Source organism: Pseudoalteromonas sp. OF7H-1 (assembly GCF_022347825.1).
GTDB classification, from domain to species: domain Bacteria; phylum Pseudomonadota; class Gammaproteobacteria; order Enterobacterales; family Alteromonadaceae; genus Pseudoalteromonas; species Pseudoalteromonas maricaloris.
This window is the reverse complement of record NZ_JAKRFX010000007.1, coordinates 124544-147993: the sequence shown is the minus strand read 5'-3', so window position 1 is coordinate 147993 and position 23450 is coordinate 124544. Positions and strand designations below refer to the sequence as shown.

At 43.6% G+C, this 23450-nt stretch carries 19 protein-coding genes; 14 read left to right on the top strand and 5 right to left on the bottom strand.

From position 1 onward, the window contains the following. Positions 1-66 precede the first annotated feature (66 nt). A complete protein-coding gene (locus tag MHN30_RS10800; protein WP_239359544.1) occupies positions 67-1332 on the top strand; it encodes an amidohydrolase family protein in 1266 nt (421 codons plus the stop codon). Positions 1333-1508: 176 nt separating this feature from the next. Here the strand turns inward: MHN30_RS10800 and MHN30_RS10795 are convergent, their stop codons facing one another. Further along, the gene (locus tag MHN30_RS10795; RefSeq protein ID WP_130163905.1) at positions 1509-1772 is read right to left on the bottom strand and encodes a RebB family R body protein; all 264 of its coding nucleotides are present in this window, start codon (positions 1770-1772) and stop codon (positions 1509-1511) included. A gap of 399 nt (positions 1773-2171) precedes the next feature. Between MHN30_RS10795 and MHN30_RS10790 the strand changes: the two genes are divergently transcribed. From MHN30_RS10790 to MHN30_RS10755, 8 genes are all read left to right on the top strand, one after another. After that, positions 2172-3476 carry an NAD(P)/FAD-dependent oxidoreductase gene (locus tag MHN30_RS10790; RefSeq protein ID WP_130163926.1) on the top strand — a complete coding sequence of 435 codons (1305 nt, stop codon included), beginning with the start codon at positions 2172-2174 and terminating at the stop codon, positions 3474-3476. 545 nt (positions 3477-4021) lie between these two features. Beyond that, positions 4022-4669, top strand: a complete 648-nt coding sequence (locus tag MHN30_RS10785; RefSeq protein WP_239359542.1) for a TetR/AcrR family transcriptional regulator — start codon at positions 4022-4024, stop codon at positions 4667-4669. Beyond that, entirely contained in the window at positions 4666-5613 is a 948-nt protein-coding gene (locus tag MHN30_RS10780) for an HlyD family efflux transporter periplasmic adaptor subunit (RefSeq protein WP_239359540.1), read from the top strand. Before MHN30_RS10785 ends, MHN30_RS10780 begins: the two co-directional genes overlap by 4 nt. Further along, positions 5610-6542, top strand: a complete 933-nt coding sequence (locus MHN30_RS10775) for an ABC transporter ATP-binding protein (RefSeq protein WP_039495669.1) — start codon at positions 5610-5612, stop codon at positions 6540-6542. The genes MHN30_RS10780 and MHN30_RS10775 overlap by 4 nt, the downstream gene beginning before the upstream one ends. Further along, the gene (locus tag MHN30_RS10770; RefSeq protein ID WP_010371660.1) at positions 6526-7668 is read left to right on the top strand and encodes an ABC transporter permease; all 1143 of its coding nucleotides are present in this window, start codon (positions 6526-6528) and stop codon (positions 7666-7668) included. Before MHN30_RS10775 ends, MHN30_RS10770 begins: the two co-directional genes overlap by 17 nt. A 62-nt stretch (positions 7669-7730) precedes the next feature. Next, the gene (locus MHN30_RS10765; RefSeq protein ID WP_130163909.1) at positions 7731-8357 is read left to right on the top strand and encodes a LysE family translocator; all 627 of its coding nucleotides are present in this window, start codon (positions 7731-7733) and stop codon (positions 8355-8357) included. Between the two features lie 49 nt (positions 8358-8406). Further along, positions 8407-9207 (top strand): AraC family transcriptional regulator, encoded by an 801-nt coding sequence (locus tag MHN30_RS23895; RefSeq protein ID WP_130163910.1) that lies wholly within the window; start codon positions 8407-8409, stop codon positions 9205-9207. Positions 9208-9299: 92 nt separating this feature from the next. Continuing rightward, the gene (locus tag MHN30_RS10755; RefSeq protein WP_130163911.1) at positions 9300-9923 is read left to right on the top strand and encodes a LysE family translocator; all 624 of its coding nucleotides are present in this window, start codon (positions 9300-9302) and stop codon (positions 9921-9923) included. 56 nt (positions 9924-9979) lie between these two features. Here MHN30_RS10755 and metG read toward each other — a convergent pair whose 3' ends face one another. Further along, entirely contained in the window at positions 9980-12016 is a 2037-nt protein-coding gene (metG, locus tag MHN30_RS10750) for a methionine--tRNA ligase (RefSeq protein ID WP_239359538.1), read from the bottom strand. A 202-nt stretch (positions 12017-12218) separates the two neighbouring features. Between metG and apbC the strand changes: the two genes are divergently transcribed. From apbC to MHN30_RS10735, 3 genes are all read left to right on the top strand, one after another. Then, positions 12219-13322 carry an iron-sulfur cluster carrier protein ApbC gene (gene apbC, locus MHN30_RS10745; protein ID WP_239359537.1) on the top strand — a complete coding sequence of 368 codons (1104 nt, stop codon included), beginning with the start codon at positions 12219-12221 and terminating at the stop codon, positions 13320-13322. Between the two features lie 2 nt (positions 13323-13324). Continuing rightward, entirely contained in the window at positions 13325-13909 is a 585-nt protein-coding gene (gene dcd, locus MHN30_RS10740; RefSeq protein ID WP_010371648.1) for a dCTP deaminase, read from the top strand. A gap of 622 nt (positions 13910-14531) precedes the next feature. Continuing rightward, on the top strand, positions 14532-16997 hold the full coding sequence (locus tag MHN30_RS10735; RefSeq protein WP_130163914.1) for an EAL domain-containing protein: 2466 nt from the start codon (positions 14532-14534) through the stop codon (positions 16995-16997). Here MHN30_RS10735 and MHN30_RS10730 read toward each other — a convergent pair. Next, complete coding sequence (locus MHN30_RS10730; RefSeq protein ID WP_130163915.1) at positions 16957-17745, bottom strand: CLCA_X family protein; 789 nt, start codon at positions 17743-17745, stop codon at positions 16957-16959. The genes MHN30_RS10735 and MHN30_RS10730 overlap by 41 nt on opposite strands. Before the next feature lie 9 nt (positions 17746-17754). Further along, entirely contained in the window at positions 17755-18345 is a 591-nt protein-coding gene (locus tag MHN30_RS10725) for a tRNA-uridine aminocarboxypropyltransferase (protein WP_130163916.1), read from the bottom strand. 119 nt (positions 18346-18464) lie between these two features. Here MHN30_RS10725 and MHN30_RS10720 point away from each other — a divergent pair, with 119 nt between their 5' ends. Both MHN30_RS10720 and MHN30_RS10715 read left to right on the top strand, forming a co-directional pair. Next, the gene (locus MHN30_RS10720) at positions 18465-18809 is read left to right on the top strand and encodes an Hpt domain-containing protein (protein WP_039495682.1); all 345 of its coding nucleotides are present in this window, start codon (positions 18465-18467) and stop codon (positions 18807-18809) included. Between the two features lie 187 nt (positions 18810-18996). Further along, complete coding sequence (locus MHN30_RS10715) at positions 18997-20211, top strand: pyridoxal phosphate-dependent aminotransferase (RefSeq protein ID WP_069019047.1); 1215 nt, start codon at positions 18997-18999, stop codon at positions 20209-20211. A 67-nt stretch (positions 20212-20278) separates the two neighbouring features. Here MHN30_RS10715 and MHN30_RS10710 read toward each other — a convergent pair whose 3' ends face one another. After that, the gene (locus MHN30_RS10710) at positions 20279-23449 is read right to left on the bottom strand and encodes an efflux RND transporter permease subunit (RefSeq protein WP_130163917.1); all 3171 of its coding nucleotides are present in this window, start codon (positions 23447-23449) and stop codon (positions 20279-20281) included. Position 23450: the final 1 nt, after the last annotated feature.

Sequence of the window (23450 nt, the reverse complement as noted above, 5' to 3'; positions counted from 1 at the left end):
TGGTCGCGATCGGTTTGTTTGCAAGCCATATTCTTTCTACACTCAAGCAAAAAATGAGGAAGTAACATGAATAAAAAAATATGGATGAGTACGGCACTCTTTGTTTCAAGTAGTGTGTACGCGCAAACGTATGTTTTAAATGCTGACTCTGCGATTGATGTGGTGTCAGGCAAGCTTATCTCACCTGCAACTGTGGTCGTTGAAGACAATAAGATTATCTCAGTCGGAAAATCAAATCGTAAAGCCTATCCAAAAGGTGCTGAGGTGATAGACCTAAGTGGCCACACATTATTACCCGGTCTATTTGATATGCATGTCCACTTAACTTCAGACGCACATGTTCATGGCTACAAAAGGTTGCAACGCACTGCACCTCGTGCGGCAATTACTGGTGTTAGAAACGCCAAGCGCACACTAGATGCGGGCTTTACGTCAGTTCGTAACCTTGGTGCTGCTGGCTATGCTGACATCGCGCTGCGCGATGCCATTATTGATGGTGACGTATCAGGCCCACGTGTAAACGCAGCAGGTCCTTCACTTGGGATCACTGGCGGCCATTGTGACAACAACCTCCTAACCCATGAGCATAAAGTATTTTCAGAAGGGGTGGCTGATGGACCTTGGGCAGTAAGGCAAAAGGTACGTGAAAATATTAAATATGGCGCTAACTTAATCAAGTTCTGTGCAACGGGTGGCGTACTATCTAAAGGCACTAAAGTGGGTGCTCAGCAATATTCCCAAGAGGAAATGACAGCGATTGTGACCGAAGCACACTTACGCGGTTTAACGGTTGCTGCCCACGCGCACGGCACGGATGGTATCAAGTCTGCAATTAAAGCAGGAGTGAACTCAGTAGAGCATGTAAGTTTTGTGGATGATGAAGCCATTCAGCTAGCCAAAGACAAAGGCACGTACTTCTCTATGGATATCTACAATACGGAATATATCCTTGGTGAGGGCGAAAAGGCAGGAATTTTACCAGAGAGTTTAGATAAAGAGCGTAAAGTGGGTGCTACTCAGCGTACCAGTTTCACAAAAGCGGTAAAAGCAGGCGTGAATATGGTGTTTGGCTCTGACGCTGGCGTTTATCCTCACGGTGACAATGGTAAGCAGTTTAGCCGCATGGTGAAATTTGGCATGACTGAACTACAAGCCTTACAGGCTGCCACTATTAACTCGGCGACGTTACTCAAGCAAAATACACAATTAGGCTCGCTTGAGGCGGGGAAACTTGCTGATATTATTGCGGTTAAAGGCAACCCACTAAAAGACATTAGTGCAATGGAAAACGTCACCTTTGTGATGAAAGACGGCAAAGTAGAAAAGCAATAATTTAGCGTATACGCAGAACTTGCTCTAAGTTCTGCGTAGACGCGATGAGAAGCTGGTTGGAATTTTTTTTAGCCTCACTCTAGCATGCTAGGCTGCCTTAGAGGTTATAAGGAAGCTTTCCTGCACTGCCCATAGTTTTTCCTTGCATTGACTCGGGGAATAGGGCGTGTTTGTTACTATCTGTAAATTTTCATAGCAACCATTGATGCTGCGGTATCCACATTCATTAGGGTATTCACTCCCTGTGTCAAAGCCGCTTGAGCAGTGACATTGTTATTTTGTTGCCCATTGATAGCGTTATGTGCGGCGTTTGACAATGCTTGGCTCACGGCAAGCATGAGCTTACTTGTTGCTAATGCTGGTGAGTCTCCAAGCACTTTAGCGTTTGTTTGAGACACTGAATCGGTAACTTGACTATTTACTGCAGTTGGAAATGCCATGTATATCTCCTTTAAATAGCTAATACAAAAAGACACATAACCCGTGAAGTGCAGAGATACTATTCTCGGCTCAGAGTATGCTTACATTCAGTCTAGTCTCTATATTAGAAAGTGCATTCAACCTTGAAGGTTAGTACAACAATTATCTAGAACTGAATGTAAAATTGAGCGGCAGGGGGGTTACCTTCGCGGTTATACGAACCGCATTTTTTGGCTCTGAGCGTCCTTGGACTTGGGAAAACTGTTGAATAATTTTGACGTTATCCGCTGACAAATGAGCTAAAAAGGCGCACAATAGTAGGCGTTGCCAGACAAGGTATTTCATGATGGATTTGAAATACCTAAGTGCTTTTCCAAGACCCTAGAGTACTTAAGTATTATACTTTTAAGGGCAACATGATGAATACGCAACTTCCTAAAATCGTGATAGTCGGTGGTGGTGCTGGTGGCTTAGAGCTGGCAACACAATTAGGGCATAAACTCGGAAAAAAACGCCAAGCGGAAATCTTATTAATTGATAAAAATCGCAGTCATATTTGGAAACCGCTGCTTCATGAAGTCGCGACAGGGTCTATTGACGCTGACTTAGATGGAGTGGTTTATTCTGCTCATGCAGCAAAGCATTATTATCAGTTTCAACTCGGCAGTTTTAGCCACGTAGACTCAACCAATAACACCATCACGCTGAGCGAGCTAAAAGACGAACTCGGTCATCGTATTCTCCCAAAGCGACAAGTTAGCTATGACTATTTAGTGCTTGCCATTGGTAGTATTAGCAATGATTTTAATACGCCGGGGGTCAAGGATCATTGCTTCTTTCTCGATTCAAATCAGCAAGCTGAGCGATTTCAGCATGCACTCCTCGATAACTTTACACGCTTACACCAAGACGATGACCCGAAGCACTCGTTAACCATTGGCATTGTTGGTGGTGGCGCTACTGGCGTTGAGCTTTCTGCTGAGCTGTATCATGTATCAGACATGTTGAAAATGTACGGGCTGAGTAAAATGACAGCCAAACGCCTTCGTATTGATTTAATAGAAGCAGGTCCTCGAATATTACCTGCATTACCTGAGCGTATTGCTAATTCAGCCAAACGGGAGCTTGTGAAGCTCGGTGTCACGGTGCGAGAAGGCACCCAGGTAAAGCAGGCAACTGAAGACAGTTTTATTACTAAAGAAGATGAACAGCTAAAGGCAGACATCAAGGTGTGGGCTGCGGGGGTAAAAGCTCCTGACTTTATTAAAGATATTGGGCTGTTCGAGCTTACTCGCAATAATCAAATTAAGGTAAATCAATACTTACAAAGCAGTGTAGATGAGCATATTTATGTCATCGGTGATTGCTGCGCATTTACCCAAGCGGATGGTACTCAAGTGCCGCCGCGTGCTCAGTCGGCCCATCAAATGGCGCAATGTGTAGAGAAAAATCTAATCGCAACACTAAAAAATCAGCCTTTATACGAGTTTACCTATAGTGATCACGGCTCTTTAGTGAATTTATCTCGTTATAGCACCGTTGGTAGTTTAATGGGAAACCTAACCAGCAATAGCTTTTTTATTGAAGGCAAGATAGCGCGATTCATGTACATCTCATTGTATAGAATGCATCAGCGCGCAATCCATGGTATCGCAAAAACCTTTGCACTATGGATAAGCGAAAAGGTGCTTAGAGTGGTGCGGCCAAAAATGAAACTGCACTAAGTTAATCTGACTTCAGATAATTAATGTCTTTCTAGCAGCTAGTTTTAGCGCTAGCTGCGTTGAAATCGCTTCCAGCTATTGGTGCGTAAATACGCCTTGCCTACAGGATGTAGGTACCAGCGTGATAGCAGGGCACGAGAGCAGAGTTATCCTCAAAACTCTCTGGCTAAGTGAAGCAATTTTTAGCATTTCAAAAGCCGATGAAATTCGGCCTTTTTGCTTTGTTGACTTCGCTATTTGAATATCAACTATTAAGTGACTGTCCATGATAACGGCCTATGAAATTCGGCTTTTTGCTTTGTTGGCTTCGCTGTTTGAATATCAACTGTTAAGTGACTGTCCACGATAATGGCCTTGTAATCACGTCATAACTTACTCAATTTGTGTGCCTGTCCATGAAAAGGTCCATGAAAAGGTCAGATAACCAATGAAAGCTTGATGTAGATTAGTGATTAATCATTTCCTCTTTTTTGATTAACGAAAGCTGTCGTGAAGCTTGCACATTTGTCCTAGTATATTAATCAAGTGATTAATGGAGTTGAAACATGACAAATAAGCTAACGGAAGCCGCTGTTACCCCGAGAGAAAAGCTCATCACCGCTGGTAAATGTTTGTTTATTAACCGCGGATATAATCGAGTCACGACCAGAGCAATTGCGGACCTTGCAGAGGTAAACATTGCTTTGATTAAGTACTACTTCGGCGATAAAGCGGGGCTGTTTGAAGCGGTATTTCGCGAAGTTGCAGCACCTCTACTGAGCTTGCTTGAAGGGATTAAAAAATCACAGTTACGCGAACTCTCACCGCTCATTTTAACTCAGTTTATAGAGCGCTACTTTCAGGTGATGAGCCAATACCCAACGCTACCTAAGATCATTTTTATGGCACTACATGATACGCACTCTAAAGAGCATGAAATCATAAAAAAGATTTTCTTTGAGCATGTAGAGAACGGTGTCAGTACCTTAAATTCGACCTTTCAAACGTTTTCGCCTGCAGAGCCCATTCGAGCTGAATGGTTACTTTTAACCTGTCTTGGCTTGTCGGCATTTCCTTTTTTGGTGCCACCTGTGATGCAGCCGCTACTTGGTATCGAAAACTCGGATACTGAGCAGTGGCGCTCCCTTGGCAAACATCAGCAAGCTATTTTTAACGTGTTTCTATCCCAGCATATTGAACGGAAAACATCATGAAAACACCGTTTTACATCATTAGTTTTGTGTTATTGACGCTTTTGGTTGGTTGCTCTAAACCCGAGCGTAAAATCTTCGGCATTATCGAACGACCGCAGGTGCAGATCAGCAGCCCAACCGGAGAGTTATTAGTTGAGTTGCTGGTCGAGCGCGGCGATAAAGTGGTAAAAGGGCAGCCACTGGCGAAAATCGATGACGTAGTGCAGCAACAACAGGTTAATGCTATTGAACAGCAAATCGCGCGCTTGCAAGCGCAATATAGATTGTTACTCTCTGGCACCCGAGTTGAACAAGTCAAACAAGCCAAAGCAAGGGCCCATGCAGCACAGGCCGCTTGGGAAGAAGCTCAGCGGCAACTTGTTCGACAGAGGCAGTTAATCAAAGACAAGTTGACCTCTCAAGATAGGGTTGATGCCGCCTCAGCCAATGTCGAGTCGACACTTGGTATTTTGCAAGAGGCCCAAGCGCGTTTGAAAGAGCTTGAAAATGGCACGAGAGAGGAGACAATCGAACAAGCAAAAATCGCAATTACAGAAGCACAAACACAGCTAATTATTGCCAACAAGCAGCTCGCTGATCTTACCCTTAAAGCACCCGCTTCCGGCATTGTCGAGGATTTACCTTGGCTTGTTGGTGAGCGTCCCATTAAAGGTGCACCGATTATTTTGCTGGCTGCTGACGACAAAACATTCGCTCGACTTTATCTGCCGCAAACCCAGCTTGCTAAAGTCTCTTTGGGAAGTGTGCTAAATGTGCATTTCGATGGCAGTGATAAAAGTCTACAAGGCACCGTCAGCTACATTAGCCAAAGCGCGAGCTTCACGCCTTACTTTGCACTTTCACAAGAGGAAAGAGCACGTTTGATGTATGTGGTGGAAGTGCTGCTCACTGATAAAGTGACTGTCCCGTCAGGCACGCCGGTTTGGGTGGAGCTGCAAGAATGACCAAGGAAATCGTGATCCAAAGTGAAGGGTTGGGTAAGCAGTTTAACGACTATTGGGCGGTTTCAGACCTAGACCTTACCGTAAAACAGGGCGAAATTTACGGTTTTCTGGGGCCAAATGGCTGTGGAAAATCAACCACTATCCGGATGTTGACTGGACTGTTAACGCCAACCACAGGTCATGTCAGTATTATGGGAAAGGATGTGCAGGCACATGGTGAAAGCTTACGTAATCGATTAGGCTACATGACGCAAAAATTCTCCCTATACGAGTCGCTAAGCGTGCTGGAGAATCTCGAGTTTGTGGCGAAAATTTATGGTTTATCACGCAATGATGTTAAGCGTAGAGTGGCTGAGCTGCTACAGGAATACCAATTAGAAGATAAAAAATCGGTGCAGTCCGGTGCATTGAGTGGTGGACAAAAACAACGCCTAGCGCTTGCCGCCGCTGTTATTCATAAACCAGAGTTGCTCTTTTTAGATGAGCCGACGTCAGCGGTTGACCCGGAAAATCGTCGTGCATTTTGGGAGCAGTTATTTAGTTTAAGTGCGCAGGGCACGACCATTTTAGTGTCTACCCATTATATGGACGAGGCAGAGCGTTGTCACCGCCTAGCTATCTTAGAGCAAGGTGTAAAGCGTGCGGATGATAGTCCCATCGCGCTGATGGAACAGTTAAAGGTTTCGGTGTGCGAAGTTGTGGGTGACGACGTCGCGGCATTAAAAACACGTTTAGCTTCATTACCGAGTGTGATTTCCGTCTCCCAAATAGGTGCTCGCCTTAGGGTGTTGATAAACAAAAAAGAATCACAACCTCTGGCATTATTGCGAGCTGAATCTGGAGGTGGTTACGAAGTGGATTTCACTCGCGCTAACCTCGAGGATGTGTTTGTAACGAGCACAGGGAGGGGCTATGCTGAGCTTGCGTAGGTTAAATGCCATCGTCAGTAAAGAGTTTATGCAGCTGGCACGCGACCGTATTACCTTTGCGATGATTGTGATGTTGCCATTGGCGCAGCTGTTGCTATTTGGTTATGCAATTAATACTGATGTGAGACATGTTTCCGCAGGTATTGTTGATTTTAGTCAGACTTATCAATCCAGACAGTTGATACAAACCGCAGCCAACACTCAAGTTGTTGACTTTATCGGCTATTACGATTCAATTGCGGCGGCTGAGCAGGCCATTACCAGAGGAAAGGTGAATACCGTGTTGGTTATTCCTGCTGATTTTGTGCGTCGGCAGCTCAATCGTGATTATCAACTAAGTGGCTATAAAGTGGGTAATAGTACAGCGCAACATAGCGTTGCGCAGTGGTTGATTGATGGTTCCGATCCGTTATTAAGTGGTGCCGTGGCAGGGCTCAGTAAGTTGCCTATTAGCATCAAAAGGTTACCTATGCCTGCACTGCCAGATCCAGCTTTTGCGCTGCAAAATTACTTTAATCCAGAGAAACGTTCGTCGGTTAATATTATTCCCGGTTTGATTGCTATTATATTAACGATGACGATGATCCTATTTACCTCATCAGCGCTGGTTAGAGAGCGTGAGCAGGGTAATATGGAATTTCTTATCACCACACCGGTTCGGCCAACCGAACTAATGTTAGGTAAAATTCTACCTTACATTCTTGTTGGCTTTATTCAAATGGCGATAATACTATTTTTAGGACATTGGCTATTTGATGTACCGCTCAATTTTGATATGCCAAGTCTACTTATCGTGACGTTGTTGTTTATCACCGCGAGCCTTACCTTAGGGCTGCTAATCTCCACTAAAGCCAAAAACCAATTGCAGGCAATGCAAATGACGGTTTTTGTGTTACTGCCTGCAATATTGCTATCTGGGTTTATGTTCCCATTTGCCGCGATGCCAAGAGCGGCGCAATACCTTGCAGAGATCTTACCTGCCACACATTACGTAAGGTCGATCCGAGCTGTGGTGCTTCGAGGCGCGCACTTTAGCGATTTGTATTTTGATTTACTCTGTTTGGTCGCCTTTAGTGTGATTGGCTTTATGATTGCGACGATGCGCTTTAAAAAGCGATTAGATTAGTTGTGTAAATATGTAGGTACTGATAACTTACAGCGAAGTGTTGTTTTAAAAGGAAAATTTTGATGGACTTGCAATCTCTCGCCGTGTTTGCGGTAGCGTGTCTCGCGATTAACCTCATCCCTGGCCCCGATGTGATCTATATTGTGTCCAACACAATGAAAGGCAAAATGTCAGCAGGGCTAAAGGCTGCGCTGGGTTTAGGCACCGGTTATTTCGTTCATACTATTGCCGCTTGTTTAGGATTATCAGCGATTATTTTGAGCTCAGCTTTCGCGTTTAGTGTGGTGAAATGGCTCGGCGCTGTTTACCTAGTTTATTTGGGTGTTCAGTCGTTATTATCAATGTGGCGTGGCGATAGCCAACTGCAGGTAAAGCAAACCGAGGTTGCAGCAGGCAACGTCTTTATGCAGGGGGTATTAGTGAGTGTTTTAAACCCTAAAGTGGCGCTGTTTTTCCTATCTTTTTTACCACAATTTGTTGACCTTTCAGCACAGTCCACCTCGCTGCAAATTTTAATGCTCGGCATGTTGTTTAGTGCCTTGGCGACAGTTTGTAACTTGATCTACGCGGTAGCCGGAAGCTGGCTATTCAATCGTCCTAATGCTAAGCGGTACTCTCGTGCACTTGAAGGTGTCTCGGGCGTATTGCTGCTGGGATTGGCTGGAAAAGTTATCGCGAGCGAGAAGTAGAGTAGTCAAGGGTGACCAAACAAGGTAAATCAATGTAGTAGAGTTACACGTGGAAAAGTCTAAAATCTGGAAAGACAAGTCTGTTGAGGGTGTCGAGCTTTTATCAGCACAATATACTAAGTTTGAGTTTGCTAAACATTGGCATGATGAGCTGGCCATTGGCGTGATAGAAGAAGGTGCTGAAGGTATTCTCTATGGCGGGCAAAAGTTAATTGTGCCTAAACATCATGTTGTTGCTATCAACCCTTCTGAAGTGCACACCGGATTCCCTGGTGTGCCAAGTGGGTGGCGCTATCGAATGTTTTATTTTGATCTCGCATTTCTACAGCGACTTTTTGACAATATGAGTGTGCACTTAGAGCCCATTGTTAATCGCACCATCATTGATGATAATCGTCTATTTTTAGGTTTATTGCAGCTTCATCAAGCCATGGAGCAAGCCAGTTTCACACTGACAAAAGAGTCGTTGTTGCTGATGACTTTAGAAAAGGTGTTTACTCAGTATGGCTCAGTGACAAACCCTGAAAACACTGCTTTTATTGATACTCACAGCGTGTTTCGTGCAAGAGATTACCTTTTTGATAACTGGCAAGAAAATATTTCACTCGATGAGTTAGAGTGTTTAACGGACAGCACCCGGTTTCAATTAATTAAAGGCTTTAATTCTGCATTTGGCCTGACTCCACACCAATTCCTCCTGCAAATTAAAATCCAAAAAGCCAAGCTGCTGCTTGCTAAGGGCATGACGTGTGTAGACACGGCGCTAACCTGTGGCTTTTATGATCAAAGCCATTTTAGTCGAAACTTTAAGCGGGCATATGGGGTATCACCGTCTAATTACAGGTGCTGATATCTAGGCCTTTGGCTTATTTCAATTTTGTACAAGAACATGCCTTGCAATTTCTGTACTTTGTGTGCTTTCACAAAGGAGAAGTTTCAAGCATGAGTTTGTTTATCATTTGGTTTAGTGCCATGTTCCCGTTAGTTTTTAGTCCAGGACCTGCAAATATCGTATTTGCCGCATCAGGTGCCAATGTCGGAGTGAGGCGATCATTAGGACTCTTGGCCGGAGTTGACATTGTGTATATTCTAAAGTCGCTGCTGGTGGGGTATGGTCTTGGCAAAGTCGTTGAGTCTTACCCCATGGCTTTGAATATTATGCAATTGATAGGTGCTATATACCTTATTTATCTGGCAACGAAGTTTTTTGCCGCGACTAAGAACATCTCTGCAAATGATAACAAAAAATTAGGTTTTATAGATGGGGCGTTGCTGCAAATCTTGAATAGCAAAGGATGGGTATTAGTCTTTATTATGTTTACGCTTTTTAGTGAACAAGCAAATGATACCTTCGGCGCGTTGGGCAATTTAATTCTGGTGTTATGGCTTGCGATACTCAACATTTTGGTGCATTTGGTGTGGATTAAAGCTGGTGATTTGTTGGCGCGAGTGTCGAATGACCCAAATTATAATAAATGGTTGAATCGGTTTTACGGCGGCTGTTTGTATCTGGTCGCGGCTTGGTTAATTTTCGATAATGAAATTTGGCACGAAGGTTTGATCTGAGCAAAAATAAAGGCTTCTAAATAGAAGCCTTTATTTGTATACAAGTAATAGGGTGATTACATCACTCGCATGCCAGGCTGTGAGCCATCGTCTGGGTTCAAGATGTAAATTTCTTTACCACCTGGGCCTGCAGCTAACACCATGCCTTCTGACATACCAAAACGCATCTTGCGAGGTTTTAGGTTTGCAACCATTACTGTTAACTTGCCGATAAGATCTTCAGGTGCATAAGCCGACTTAATGCCTGCAAACACTTGGCGCGTTTCACCACCTAAATCAAGCGTAAGTTTAAGCAGTTTATCTGCACTTTCAACATGCTCTGCGTTGGCAATTTTTGCGACACGCAGATCAACTTTGGCAAAATCATCGAATTCGATTTCCGCAGCGATTGGCTCTTTGGCAAGCGGGCTATTCGGATCTGCTGCTACAGATTGACCACCCACTTTCTTTTCAAGACTTTCTTTAGACGACTCGATCATCGCATTCACTTTATCAAGTTCAACACGCTGCATTAGTGCCTTGAACTTATTGATTTCATGATCAACAAGGGCGTTGTCAACGCTTTCCCAACTTAGTTCAGTGTTTAAGAAAGCTTCTACATTTTTCGCCATACCTGGAAGGATAGGTTTTAAATAAGTCAGTAGTACGCGGAATAGGTTAAGACCCATAGAGCACACTTGATGTGCACGCTCAAGTGTCTCTTCATTCTTTGCAAGCACCCAAGGCGCTTCGGCATCAATAAACTGGTTTGCTTTGTCAGCAAGGGTCATGATTTCACGCACTGCGCGGCTGTATTCGCGGTTTTCAAAATGTGTCGCGATTGAATCCTTTGCAGCAACAAAGCTAGTTAGTAGCGCTTCGTCCATAATAGAGCCGCTTAGCTTGCCGTCAAATTTCTTAGTAATAAAGCCTGCGCAGCGACTCGCGATGTTTACCACTTTGCCCACTAAGTCTGAGTTTACGCGTGCCGCGAAATCTTCTAAGTTGAGGTCTAAATCCGTAACGCCGCTGTTTAGTTTAGCCGCGTAGTAATAACGTAAATATTCAGGGTCTAAGTGTTCAAGGTAGGTACGAGCCTTTACAAAAGTGCCTTTTGACTTAGACATCTTAGCGCCATTCACGGTGACAAAACCGTGAGCGAATACGTTATTTGGTTTACGGAAATTAGCGCCATCAAGCATTGCAGGCCAAAATAGGCTGTGGAAGTAGATGATGTCTTTACCGATAAAGTGATAAAGCTCGGCGTCAGAGCCTTCGCCCCAAAACTCGTCAAAGTTTAGGCCTTGTTTCTCGCAAAGGTTTTTGAAGCTTGCCATGTAACCGATTGGTGCATCCAACCAAACATATAAATATTTGCCAGGCGCGCCTGGGATTTCAAAACCAAAATAGGGGGCGTCACGGCTGATATCCCACTGCTGCAAGCCGTCTGCAAACCATTCGTCTAGCTTGTTCGCCATTTCAGATTGCAGACTACCTGAGCGTAGCCATGTTTTTAGCATGTCTTCGAATGCAGGTAAGTCAAAGAAGTAATGCTCTGAATCTTTCAAGATGGGTGTCGCACCAGACATCACCGATTTTGGCTCAATCAACTCTGTTGGGCTGTAGGTTGCACCGCAGGCATCACAGCTGTCGCCATTTTGATCTTCAGACTTACAAGTCGGGCAAGTACCAGTAACAAAACGATCTGGTAGGAAAATGCCTTTCTCTGGGTCAAATAACTGTGAAATCGTGCGCTTTTTGATATAGCCTTTTTCGTCTAAACGAGTGTAGATTAGCTCGCTTAGTTCACGGTTTTCGTCACTGTGTGTGCTGTGATAGTTATCAAACTCGATATTGAAGTCTGCAAAGTCACGCTGACGCTCAATACTCACCTGCTTAACCATTTCTTCAGGCGTGATACCTTGCTTCTGTGCATTTAGCATGATTGGCGTGCCGTGCGCATCGTCCGCACATACATAATAGGCTTCATGGCCTTGTAGCTTTTGGAAGCGAGCCCAAATATCGGTTTGAATATATTCCAGCAAGTGGCCTAAGTGTGTGGGGCCATTTGCGTATGGTAATGCACTGGTAATGAGAATTTTTCTCTTCGTCATAACGATTCCATGAATTTAGCGCGATCTTTCTAATTGATGGTGTTGAATTGGTTGATTATTCACCGAGTTAACACTTGAATGGACAAGTGTGCTTAGTGACTAACCTTAGTTCAGACCATGAACCGCGAATTGACTGGTTTTAATGAGTTGAATGTTACATAATTCCGTGGCTATTTTCATCATCCAGAGGAGTTTAATTTGTATGTTTGGACTGGAAAAATGGTTTGCCAAGGGAAAAAACACCAAACAGGCAATCATTGAGCTTTTAAATGGCTATCGTAGTGCCGCATTACCAGTGGGCATTGATGCAAATTGGGTGATCAAAACACAAGAATCAAAGGCGCAAATTCAAGTACAAATTAATTTTCCATTTGCCATCCAATGCGACCAAGATGTTGCTAGTTATCTACAGCAACACTTAGGCAAGCCCGTTGAGGTGACATCGAAAGTCGTCGTTGTCGGCAGACCAAAATTTAAAGCCATTAAACATATTATTCTTGTTGCCTCAGGTAAGGGCGGGGTGGGTAAGTCTACCACTGCGATTAATCTGGCGTATGCGCTACGTGCTCAAGGTGCGAAAGTTGGTGTGCTAGATGCTGATATTTATGGCCCTTCACTACCTAGCTTATTGGCTCTTGAGGATGAAAAACCTCAGGCGAAAGATGATAAAACCCTACTACCAATTGAAAAGTCGGGCATTAAAGCCATGTCTATCGGCTTTTTGGTCCCAGCAGAGGACGCCACTGTTTGGCGAGGACCAATGGCTTCTCAAGCGCTTACTCAATTGTTAAATGAAACGGATTGGGGTGAGCTGGATTATCTGATTGTTGATATGCCACCAGGCACAGGAGATATCCAACTGACCATGACGCAAAAAGTGCCAGCCAGTGGTGCGGTGATTGTCACTACACCGCAGACCTTGGCGCTAGCAGATGCACAGAAGGGCATCGCGATGTTTGAAAAAGTGCAGCTCCCCATTTTAGGTTTGGTCGAAAATATGAGTTACTTCAATTGTGAGCAATGTGGTAGCCGCAACCATATTTTTGGTCACTCTGGTGGCACCACGTTGGCGAGTCGCTATGGTGTGCCTCTGCTCGCGGAAGTACCGCTTAACGAACAGATCAGAGCAGCAACGGAGCAGGGCGAAGATATCATTGCCACAGTCCGTGAGCCTAATTCAGAAAGTAAGACTGACAATCATGGTATAGCAGATCACTATGTTGATTGTGCCCAACTGGTTGCCAGTATGTTATATTACCAATCAGACTCAACATCGGGTGTTGAGATTGTGATGACGGAAGACTAAGAATGAGATTATCGGATACCCATATTCGAGAAGCGATTGAACAACAACGCATAATCATCGAACCTACACCTAAGCCAGATATGATTTCAGGCGTTACCGTGGATTTAAGACTGGGTAACAAGTTTAGAGTGTTTCAGGACCATGCCGCGCCTTACGTTGATCTCAGTGGTCCTAAAGATCAGATCAATGCCGCGATGGAATCCATCATGAGTGACGAAATTGTGTTAGAAGATGGCCAAGCGTTTTTCTTGCACCCTGGTGAGCTTGCGCTGGCAATGACGTATGAAAAGGTAACGCTACCTGCCGACCTTGTTGGTTGGTTAGATGGCCGCTCGTCGCTGGCGAGGTTAGGTTTAATGGTTCATGTTACTGCGCATCGTATCGATCCCGGTTGGTCTGGAAACATCGTATTAGAGTTCTATAACTCAGGTAAGTTGCCTTTGGCACTTAGGCCGAATATGAAAATAGGTGCGATGAGCTTTGAAACGATGACAAGTGCTGCGCAATTCCCTTATAACGAGCGTAAAGACGCCAAATATAAGGATCAAAATAGTGCGGTTGCTTCGCGTATTAGTGACGACAGTTAATTGAATAGGTAGGCGAGAGGATTTGTGTGTAAATGGTTGGCCTATTACAAGCAAATCTGACGCTTAGCTTGGGAATAACAGCGGCTAGAGTACCAGTTGTTATTCCGAGTTTAGACTAGTCCCTTAACTGACTTTAACGGCATGCCATCTTTACATTTTTGATCTCCCACCAAATAGCCATAACGATTTAAATTCAATAATATTTTTGCATTTGCTTTGATCCAAACCATACTTATTGTAATGCGTTTTTTATATTGTCGGCGAAAGCGTCATGCGAATGACAGCAGTAGACAAAGTGAAATAGGTATTATACCAATTGAATTAATTCTCTAATCAATTTGAAGGGTGAAATAGCATATTAGCTTAGTTAAAAATTTCTCATTTAGATCAACTAAATAGCAAAATTTTTGCCTTGCTACTAAAGCTATTTCCTTGCTTCAAAATAGATCATTTACTTAATACAACTGGTATTAGTGCGCGAATGACGTTGCTTCCTGATTTGCAAAGAGAAGCTTAAGGCCAATATTTTCGAGTTGGTGTTTTTCTTGAACGTTAACGCTTGGTTCTTTGCATAACGAATAGGCTGATAAATCACCGTCAAAGTGACTCAAGGAGAATGGGTATGTGGCTTAGCGCTGCTAGGTATGCCACGCTGGTGTTTACGATAATTGTGTGTTGCATCTTTGCGATGTGTGCTACTGCTGAAACGCAGCTGGCAGCAGAAACTGTAGAAGCAAGACCTTTAATTTCAGTAGGCTATGGTGACTTTTCCGAGGCCCAGTTTAGTGTATCGCAAGAAACGGTAATTATTCCAAAGGGCGTTGCGGTTTGGCTTCGAATCACAAGCCTCGTTCGCGATGATCTGTCAGACCAAGTGCTAACAGTCGCACGTCCATCCATGGGTAGTGTGGAGTTTTTTACCACAGACCCTATTGGAAAATTAACTCAAATCCCCGAAAGTAACAATCATACATCGTTATCCCATTTTTCACCCCATTTGGTAATTGATGCAAATAGCCATATTGAGCCGATCATTGTTAAAGTTCAATCACCCTATGTTTCCTTGTCCAGAGTGAGTATTGAACCTTATGAAGTTTATATAGAAGATACCAATGCTCATCTATTTTTAACTGGGTTGTTTCTGGGGGTAATGTTTTTATTGAGTATTTTCATGCTCAGTACCGGTATTATTTCGAAACGCGCAAGCCTGCTTTCGGTTGGTGGCTATTTGCTGTCATTAGCCTGCCTTTACGTCACCCATAAAGGACTCGCTGATATCTTTTTCAGCTACCAAAATAGCATTCATTTTTTACATTACAGTGGCAGCTTTGTGTGTTTTGCACTTGGCTTTAGCCTTTTGTTTTTTCATCATTTCCTTACTAAAAATAGGCTTGATAGAAAGATAAAGCTAACCATCAAGACGACCGCATATATCTACTTACTAAGCGGTGTCGTTGTGGCGTTTGCGAAAGTGGATTTACCGTTTGCACTTCAGTCCATAATGGTTATTGGTGCAATTGTATTAAGCACGATGATTTTGGTAAATCAAGATAAAGACAGTCGTAAAGAAGTCTATTTCTGCTGCGCAATTTGGTCTCCTATGGTGGCGGTACTAATTGGCTTTGCTGGGAGTCAATTAATACAACCAAGTGAGCAAATATCAATCGTAAACCATGTGTTGATCAGCCTACATTTAATGCTCTTACTACTGTTTGTGGTTTGGCATGATGCGGAAAAGCGGCGTATGTATATTCATTATGCTGAGTTTGATAAAGAGACAGCACTGCCCAATAAATTCGCCCTGTTTGGTTCGCTCGCTAAGCTTGAGGAGCAAAATAAAGCGCATACATTGTTGCTTTTTAAACCACTGATCCTGCCATCAATAAGACTGAGTTTTGGCTTAACCTTTGCAAATCAGCACATCAATAAGTTATTCAAAGAGGTCTCTGAGCAAATCAATACTTATGGTAGCGCTGCCGTTGCAAATAAAGGAAACACACCTATTTACCGCCTAGAAGACCAAGTGTTTGCCATCGTGCTTGATGGTAAAATAGAGGTCAGTCAAGTTGAGCAATATGTATGTATTTTATCAGCTGTATTCGAAGAAGGGGTTGGGTATAAAGACACGCAGATTGTCGATAGTCTAGAGGTTGGGGTTGCGAATTATCCAATGCATGCAAAATCCACAGAGAAGCTTATCCAGCGTGCGCTGCAGGCTCTTAATACTAAGTCACACAATGGTCAACGTTGGCATCTATTTGATGTTGAAAGCTCTATCTCGACTGAGCGACAATTGAAGCTCACCTCGTTTCTTAAAAGTGCGATAGAACATGAACAGTTCAGTTTATTCTTTCAGCCGCAGGTAGATCTCAGGACTGGCAGGGTATTCGGCTCTGAAGTGCTACTGCGCTGGCTTCACCCTGAGCTTGGTTACATACCACCTGACGAATTTATTCCGATTGCTGAGTCTTCAGGGCAAATTTACGAGATCACAGAATGGGTGATTGAGCATGCGCTTCATTATCAAGCCGAGATAACCAAGTTATTGCCTGAGCACGTTATTTCAATCAACGTATCTGGTCGTGACTTGAGTAGAAGAGAGTTGTCGGTACAGCTCATTACGCTTATCAATGAATTATCACTCGCACCTTCTCAAATAATGATAGAGATCACGGAATCTGTAACAATAGGAAAAGAAGCTGAACTTAAAGGGGTGTTAGATGATTATCGTTCAATCGGCGTAAAAGTGGCGATTGATGATTTTGGTACTGGATATTCGTCACTTGCATATTTGAGTAAACTTGGATTTGATGAACTTAAAATTGATAAAAGTTTTGTGATGGATATTGAGACATCTAAGAGCAACCAAACAATATGTAAAGCGACGTGTGATATGGCGCACAGTTTAGGCTCAAGGGTGGTGGCTGAAGGGGTTGAGGATATCAATAGCTACATTCGTTTGCAGGCCTATGGCTGCGACTTTGCACAGGGCTATTTTATTTCACGTCCGTTGCCGTTCACGGAGTTTAAGAGTTGGCTAGGTAAAGTCACCTATGCCGGCGATATAAAATCTTTCCTAGTTCGCTGAAGTAGTGAAAAATGGGCTCAGCGCATCGTTTTCTATGTTCATGCTTTGGGTAAACCCCCAGTTTTTCTTGTTCTGAACCTTTAATTCCCGCGGCCAAAAATGAATTTGATATATCGCTGTGGTAGGCAATAATGGCCTCGAACATCCGAGCTGTTAGCTCCTCGGGCAGTGCGTAATAAATCTGTTTGTTTGCGCTATCAGCAATCTTGGCGGTATGAAAATACCGATTTGGTTGTTGATGTTCTTCATCTAGAAAGGTATGCGCAAAAAACGTTGCTAAAGCATTGTTCAGAGGGTGTATTACGGTTTCAGTAGAAAGTAACCAAGCTGATGATGCAAAAGGCTTTTTTGGCTGAGTTATTAAATGCTGGCAAATATAGTGATCAAATGCATGCCACCACTCGTGGGCAAGTGCGCCACCACCGGCATTTTTTGCCAAGGCGAGTGTTCTAGTATTTGCTGCGTAATGCGCTTGAACACCTTGTTGACCGCCTGTGCCAAAATCAAAATTAAGTGTTCCCCGAAGGCCAATGACCTGTGGCGGTACTTGTAGTATTTGGGCTAGATCTGCGAGGGCATCATAAATTAAATTGGCGGATAAACGGGTTTCTTCAGGCGTAACCCAATGACCAATGGTCATGGTTTTAAAGCCAAAGGTCTGTTTGATTTCACTGAAATCAACTTGATCGCCGAATCGATAATCGGGTCCTCGGCGAGTGTATCCGCGCTGTAGTCTCGACCTTGGCATTCTCTTCCTTTAATACCGAGCCTTAACATCATCAGGCATTCGCTTCATCTGCTCTTTCACCATACCAGCTTGAAGTTTGTAGAGAACCGAAGTTTCGCATTGATCTACAATCTCGAGAAATTGAGCTGCCGCTTCAAGTGTTGATAAACTGTATTCATGTCTAGATTTACGAATAGTATATTCACTTGCATTGACCGAATCGAACTGGAAACTGGGCAACTGGCTTAGCCACGGATTGAGGTTATAAAGCTTAGTGGCTTTCTTCCAAGTACCGTCCAATAAGATGATGGCATCAAGCTTTTGAGCGTGATTATACTCTGTAGTTAAGGTCTTAGCGTGGCTGTTTGGGTAGAGCAGTGCTACATGGTTTTCGTTGCAGAAGTTAATCAACTCTTCAAAGTCAGTGGTATTTTCTCCAACATACAGCGCAAAACTGCCTAACTGCAAGGCGAGGAGCTTTGCGGTATTTTTGGCGACTTTTACTTCGCTCGGATGCTGCATGATAATAACTTGAGTCGCATTTGGTATCACGTTACCAATATAGGAGCATACGCAAGTTTTTGTGGGAAACTGGCAGACTGGACAGGTATTACGTTTCATGTTTGATGAGGTGTTTCTTAATATAAGTCATATTTTATCATATCTTGCCCGCATTTACTTTGCACAAGAAACCAGATTTGGCTAGCATAAGTAATAGAATATTAAATTTAAGGAAAATTATGAGCATCGTAATAGATGAAGGTGCCCTAGAGAACATGCAAATGTTACTGGGCGAGCAATTCGAAGATACGGTTCATTTTTGTTGTTCTGAATTCGAGCGGTTAGAATCGGAGTTGATGCTGAATTTGAATCAGGATCAAGAAGCTGCCATTCGTCATGCTCACAGTTTAAAATCTAATGCTGCCCAGTTTGGGGCTGCTAGTTTGAGCGATTTGGCAAAGACGATTGAGCATGCCCTCATGCAAGGGGAGCAGGATATTGTTGATGACTCTATTGAGAAGCTGGCAGCACAAGTTGCAGGTTCAAAAGCGAAATTGCAGCAGTGGGTGAGTGCTCAATCTTAAATCCAGCATCAGCCAAAGAGCGGAAATGAGGTCGTTTATACGGCCTTTTTTATTGATATTGCTCTTATTCATCCCACTCCAACCACTTCACTTTGTAAGTTGCTTTTTTGAAGCATAAAAAGTTATCACAAGCATAGAATTTAGACGGCATTGTGATATATGCTTGAGCAAAATGAGGGGGTTATAGATGCTACAAATAACAAAAAGTAATAAGCTCAACGGGGTGAGTTACGATATTCGTGGTCCAGTATTGGATCAAGCAAGAAAAATGGAAGACGAGGGCATGAAAGTCCTCAAATTAAATATTGGCAATCCGGCGGCATTTGGCTTTGATATGCCAGAAGATATGCACCGAGACATCATAAAAAACTTATATTCTGCACAGGGCTATTGCGACTCAAAAGGATTGTATTCTGCCCGAGTTGCCGTGTATCAATATTATCAGCAAAAAAGTTTTCCTAATATTAGTGTCGATAACATCTTCATTGGCAATGGCGTCAGTGAATTGATCCAAATGACCGCACAAGCCTTACTCAATGATGGTGACGAAGTGTTGATCCCCGCACCGGATTATCCGCTATGGACTGCCGCTGTTAAATTATCAGGCGGTAATCCAGTGCATTACCTTTGTGATGAAGAGCAAGACTGGTTTCCAGATATCGAAGATATCAAGCGTAAAATCACGAGTCGCACAAAGGCATTGGTGCTGATCAACCCAAATAATCCGACCGGTGCTGTATATGACAAAGCATTGCTCGAAGCATTAATTAACGTTGCCAGAGAACACAAGCTATTAATACTGAGTGATGAGATCTACGAAAAGATTTTATATGACGATGCGGAGCATTTTTCAATTGCGAGTCTTTGCGATGATATCCCGGTTATTACTTTTAATGGTTTAGCGAAAACCTATCGTGCGGCCGGGATCCGCATGGGCTGGATGGTGATCAGTGGTAAGCATTCAGTGATGCGGGATTTGATCACAGGCTTAGAAATGCTTGCGTCTATGCGATTATGCGCCAATGTTCCTGCACAGTTTGCCATTCAACAAGCGCTTGGAGGCATACAATCCATCGACCAACTCATTGAACCGGGTGGGCGTTTGTATGAGCAGCGTGATATTGCGTTTAAAGGTTTAAACGATATCGAAGGGATAAGCTGTGTAAAGCCAAAGGGCGCGCTTTATGCGTTTCCAAAAGTCGACGTAAAGCGGTTTAATATTAAGAATGATGAGCGCATGGTGCTGGATTTGCTCAAAGAAGAAAAAATTCTACTTGTCCACGGACGTGCTTTTAATTGGCCTAGTGCGGATCATTTTAGATTAGTGTTTTTACCACATAAAGATGATTTACAGCCTGCAATGGATAGAGTAAAGCGCTTTTTTGCGCATTACAGTCAGTAACATCTGTATTAAAAAATAAAAAAGCTCGGAAGTTTCCGAGCTTTTTTGTGGGCTAGTAATGTGTTACTTAGTGAGTATTAGAATTTAGCTCCGGTGTCGTTTGTTGGCTATCAGCCGAGCCTTTACCTTTAAACCATTTGCGGCCAACGCGTTTAACATCTTCAAGTGCCACATATTGACAAGGGATAAGTACGAGGGTGATCACCGTGGCAAACAACACACCAAACGCAAGCGATACTGCCATTGGAATGACAATTTTAGCTTGCAGGCTGGTTTCCATAATGATTGGTACAAGTCCGATAAAGGTGGTCAACGAAGTGAGCAAGATTGCTCTAAAGCGTTTACATCCGGCCTCGACGGCCGCGGCTTTTAAATCGATACCTTCTTCGCGTGCTTTATTGACAAAATCCACCATAACCAAAGAGTCGTTTACCACAACCCCTGCCACGGCAATAATTCCAAAGAACGACAAACTACTCATTGTCATTCCCAATATCATATGACCGAATACCGCGCCGACCACACCAAATGGGATCACAGACATGATGATGACAGGCTGAGAATAAGAACGTAGTGGAATTGCCAGTAGTGCGAAGATAATCATTAATGACAGGGCAAAGTCACGAATTTGCTCAGCAACACTGTCCATTTCTTCTTGTACGCGACCCGCCACTGCACTCTGAACGCCAGGGTAGTTCTTTAATAGACTAGGAAGATATTCGTCACGAACCTGTTTTGCTATCTCAAATGGTTGTGCGATTTCTGTATCAACTGATGCCCAAACATTAATCGTGCGTTTGGCGTTTTCGCGGCGAATTCGGTTCACACCATCAACCAATTTTACATCAGCCACTTCTACCAACGGCACTTCTGCACCTTGAGGCGTTAAAATACGCACGTCCTGAATGTCACTAATGGCATCACGATGTTCTTTAGGGTAACGGATCATTACTTTGATCTCCTCACCATCACGTAAAATACGCTGTGCTTCAAGGCCGTAGTAACTGAAGTTTACTTGAGATGCAACATCCGCCAATGTCAGTCCAAGGCTATACGCTAATGGTTTAAGCTCAAGCTGCACTTCATCGGTTGCTGATTGCATAGAGTCATTGATATCACCAACACCTTCAATAGTTGCTAGCTTGTCTTTTAGTTTCTGTGCGACTTCGCGAAGCTCTTCTTTGTGTTTACCTTCTAATCTAAAGCTAATATCTCCGTCATCACGACCACCATTCATGATGCTATCTTGAATGTTTAGCGATTTAACACCAGGCAGTGCAGGCATTGCATCACGCCAGCGGGCGCTGAGTGCAAAGGTATCGATTGGGCGTGCATCTGGTTCAACCAAGATCACCATAATATTTGCGCTTGTGCGGCCATTCATATTCACCATGTAATCACGGATCATTTTCTTGCCATACTCAGCCTCAATTTCTTTGTCGACATTCAGTACCATTTGCTCAATTTTTTGAATTGACTCAAGCGTCGCGTTTTCTGACGAAGATAAGTTCATATCAATCGAGATACGTGGAAAATCATGTGGGATTTTTGGGTTAGCAACAAACTTCACTAAGCCACCAGCAAACATCCCCGCGCTGACAATTAAAATGGTTAAAAAGCCAACGATAACGGTATAACGGTAGTGAATACAGCGTACAATGAATGGGCGGTACGTGTTTTCAATGAAAGATTGAAGGCCGCTATCCATTTTTTCCCTGAGGCGGTGGAACGGATTTTTAGGGTTGCTTGGTTTGTCTTTCATTGCTGCTAAATGCGCAGGTAAAACCAGCTTAGATTCAACCAAAGAGAATAGTAAGCAAAGAATTATTACGCCACCAATTGCTTTAGAAAATGCTGCCGTTGGGCCAGTTGCTAATGTTTGCGGCAAGAAAGCAGCAACAGTAGTAAGCACACCAAAAGTGGCTGGGATAGCAACACGTTTTACGCCACGAACGACATTATCTAGGCTATGACCATGTTTTTCTATTTCAGCATGGGCGGATTCACCGACGACTATCGCGTCATCAACGACAATCCCCAACACCAAAATAAAGGCAAACAGTGAGGCTAAGTTAATCGTTACGTCTAAATAGCCCATTGGCATCATTAAAAATGCACCTAAGAAGCTAACTGGCAACCCCATCATTACCCAAAATGCTAAACGCACACGTAAAAATAGAGCAAGCATTAGCATAACTAATACCCCACCTAACGCCATATTTTCCAGCATCATGTTAAGGCGGCCATTGAGGTAATAGGTCAAGTCAATAAAAGGTTCAAGTTCTACGCCTTGTGGCAGTGAGCCTTTCTTGGCCTCAAGATAGTTCTTAATGATATCTGCAACTTTGGTGATGTCTTGGTCTTTTGACGCGCTAACTTCATACACCAGTGAGTTCTTACCATTGTATTTAGAGTATTGCAGTCCTTCTTCAAAGCCATCGTTAATGGTGGCGACATCGCCTAAGCTAACCTGTGCGCCGTCTGGTAGAGTTAGTAAGGGGAGCTTTCTAAACTCGTCACCGCGATAGGCTTGGTTTTCAACTCGCATTGAAATATAGCCATTTTCGGAGCGAATTTGGCCAGCAGACATGTTCGCTGAGAAGCTCTTTACTGCATCCGAAATTGCTCTAAAACTTAGGCCGTATTCGCGCATTTTATCAGGGCTTATCTCAATAGAGATTTCATAGTTCAGGCCACCATCAAAGCGTACAAGGTTAACGCCAGGTAACGACAGCATTTCTTCATGAATGCGATTACCAAGCTCTTTAAGATCATGGGGACTCAAGTCGCCATTGAGCGACAACCACATCACTTCTTGGGTTGCCTTGTCGTGACGTACAATAGGGCGTTCCATTCCTGATGGGAAAGTTGAGACGGAGTCTACTTGCATCTTGACTTCGTCGAGTACCTCTTTGGTGTTGTACTGCTCGTCTACTTCTATCCAAGTTTGCGAGTAACCGCGATTAGAGTAGGTGATCAAGCGTTTGATCCCTTCGAGACCTTCCATGGATTCCTCGATCTTAATCGTGATCCCTTCCTCGACCTCTTGAGGTGCCGCGCCCGGATACACAGCTTGAACACTTATCCAGTTACTGTCGTATTGTGGAAACATTTGCTTGCGGATCGAAAACGCGGTAAGCAAGCCGCCCACAATAATAAATATCATCAATAAGTTTGCTGCGACTGGGTTACGTGCAAACCAAGCAATTAAGCCTTTTTCTGTGCTTTGACTCTGCATA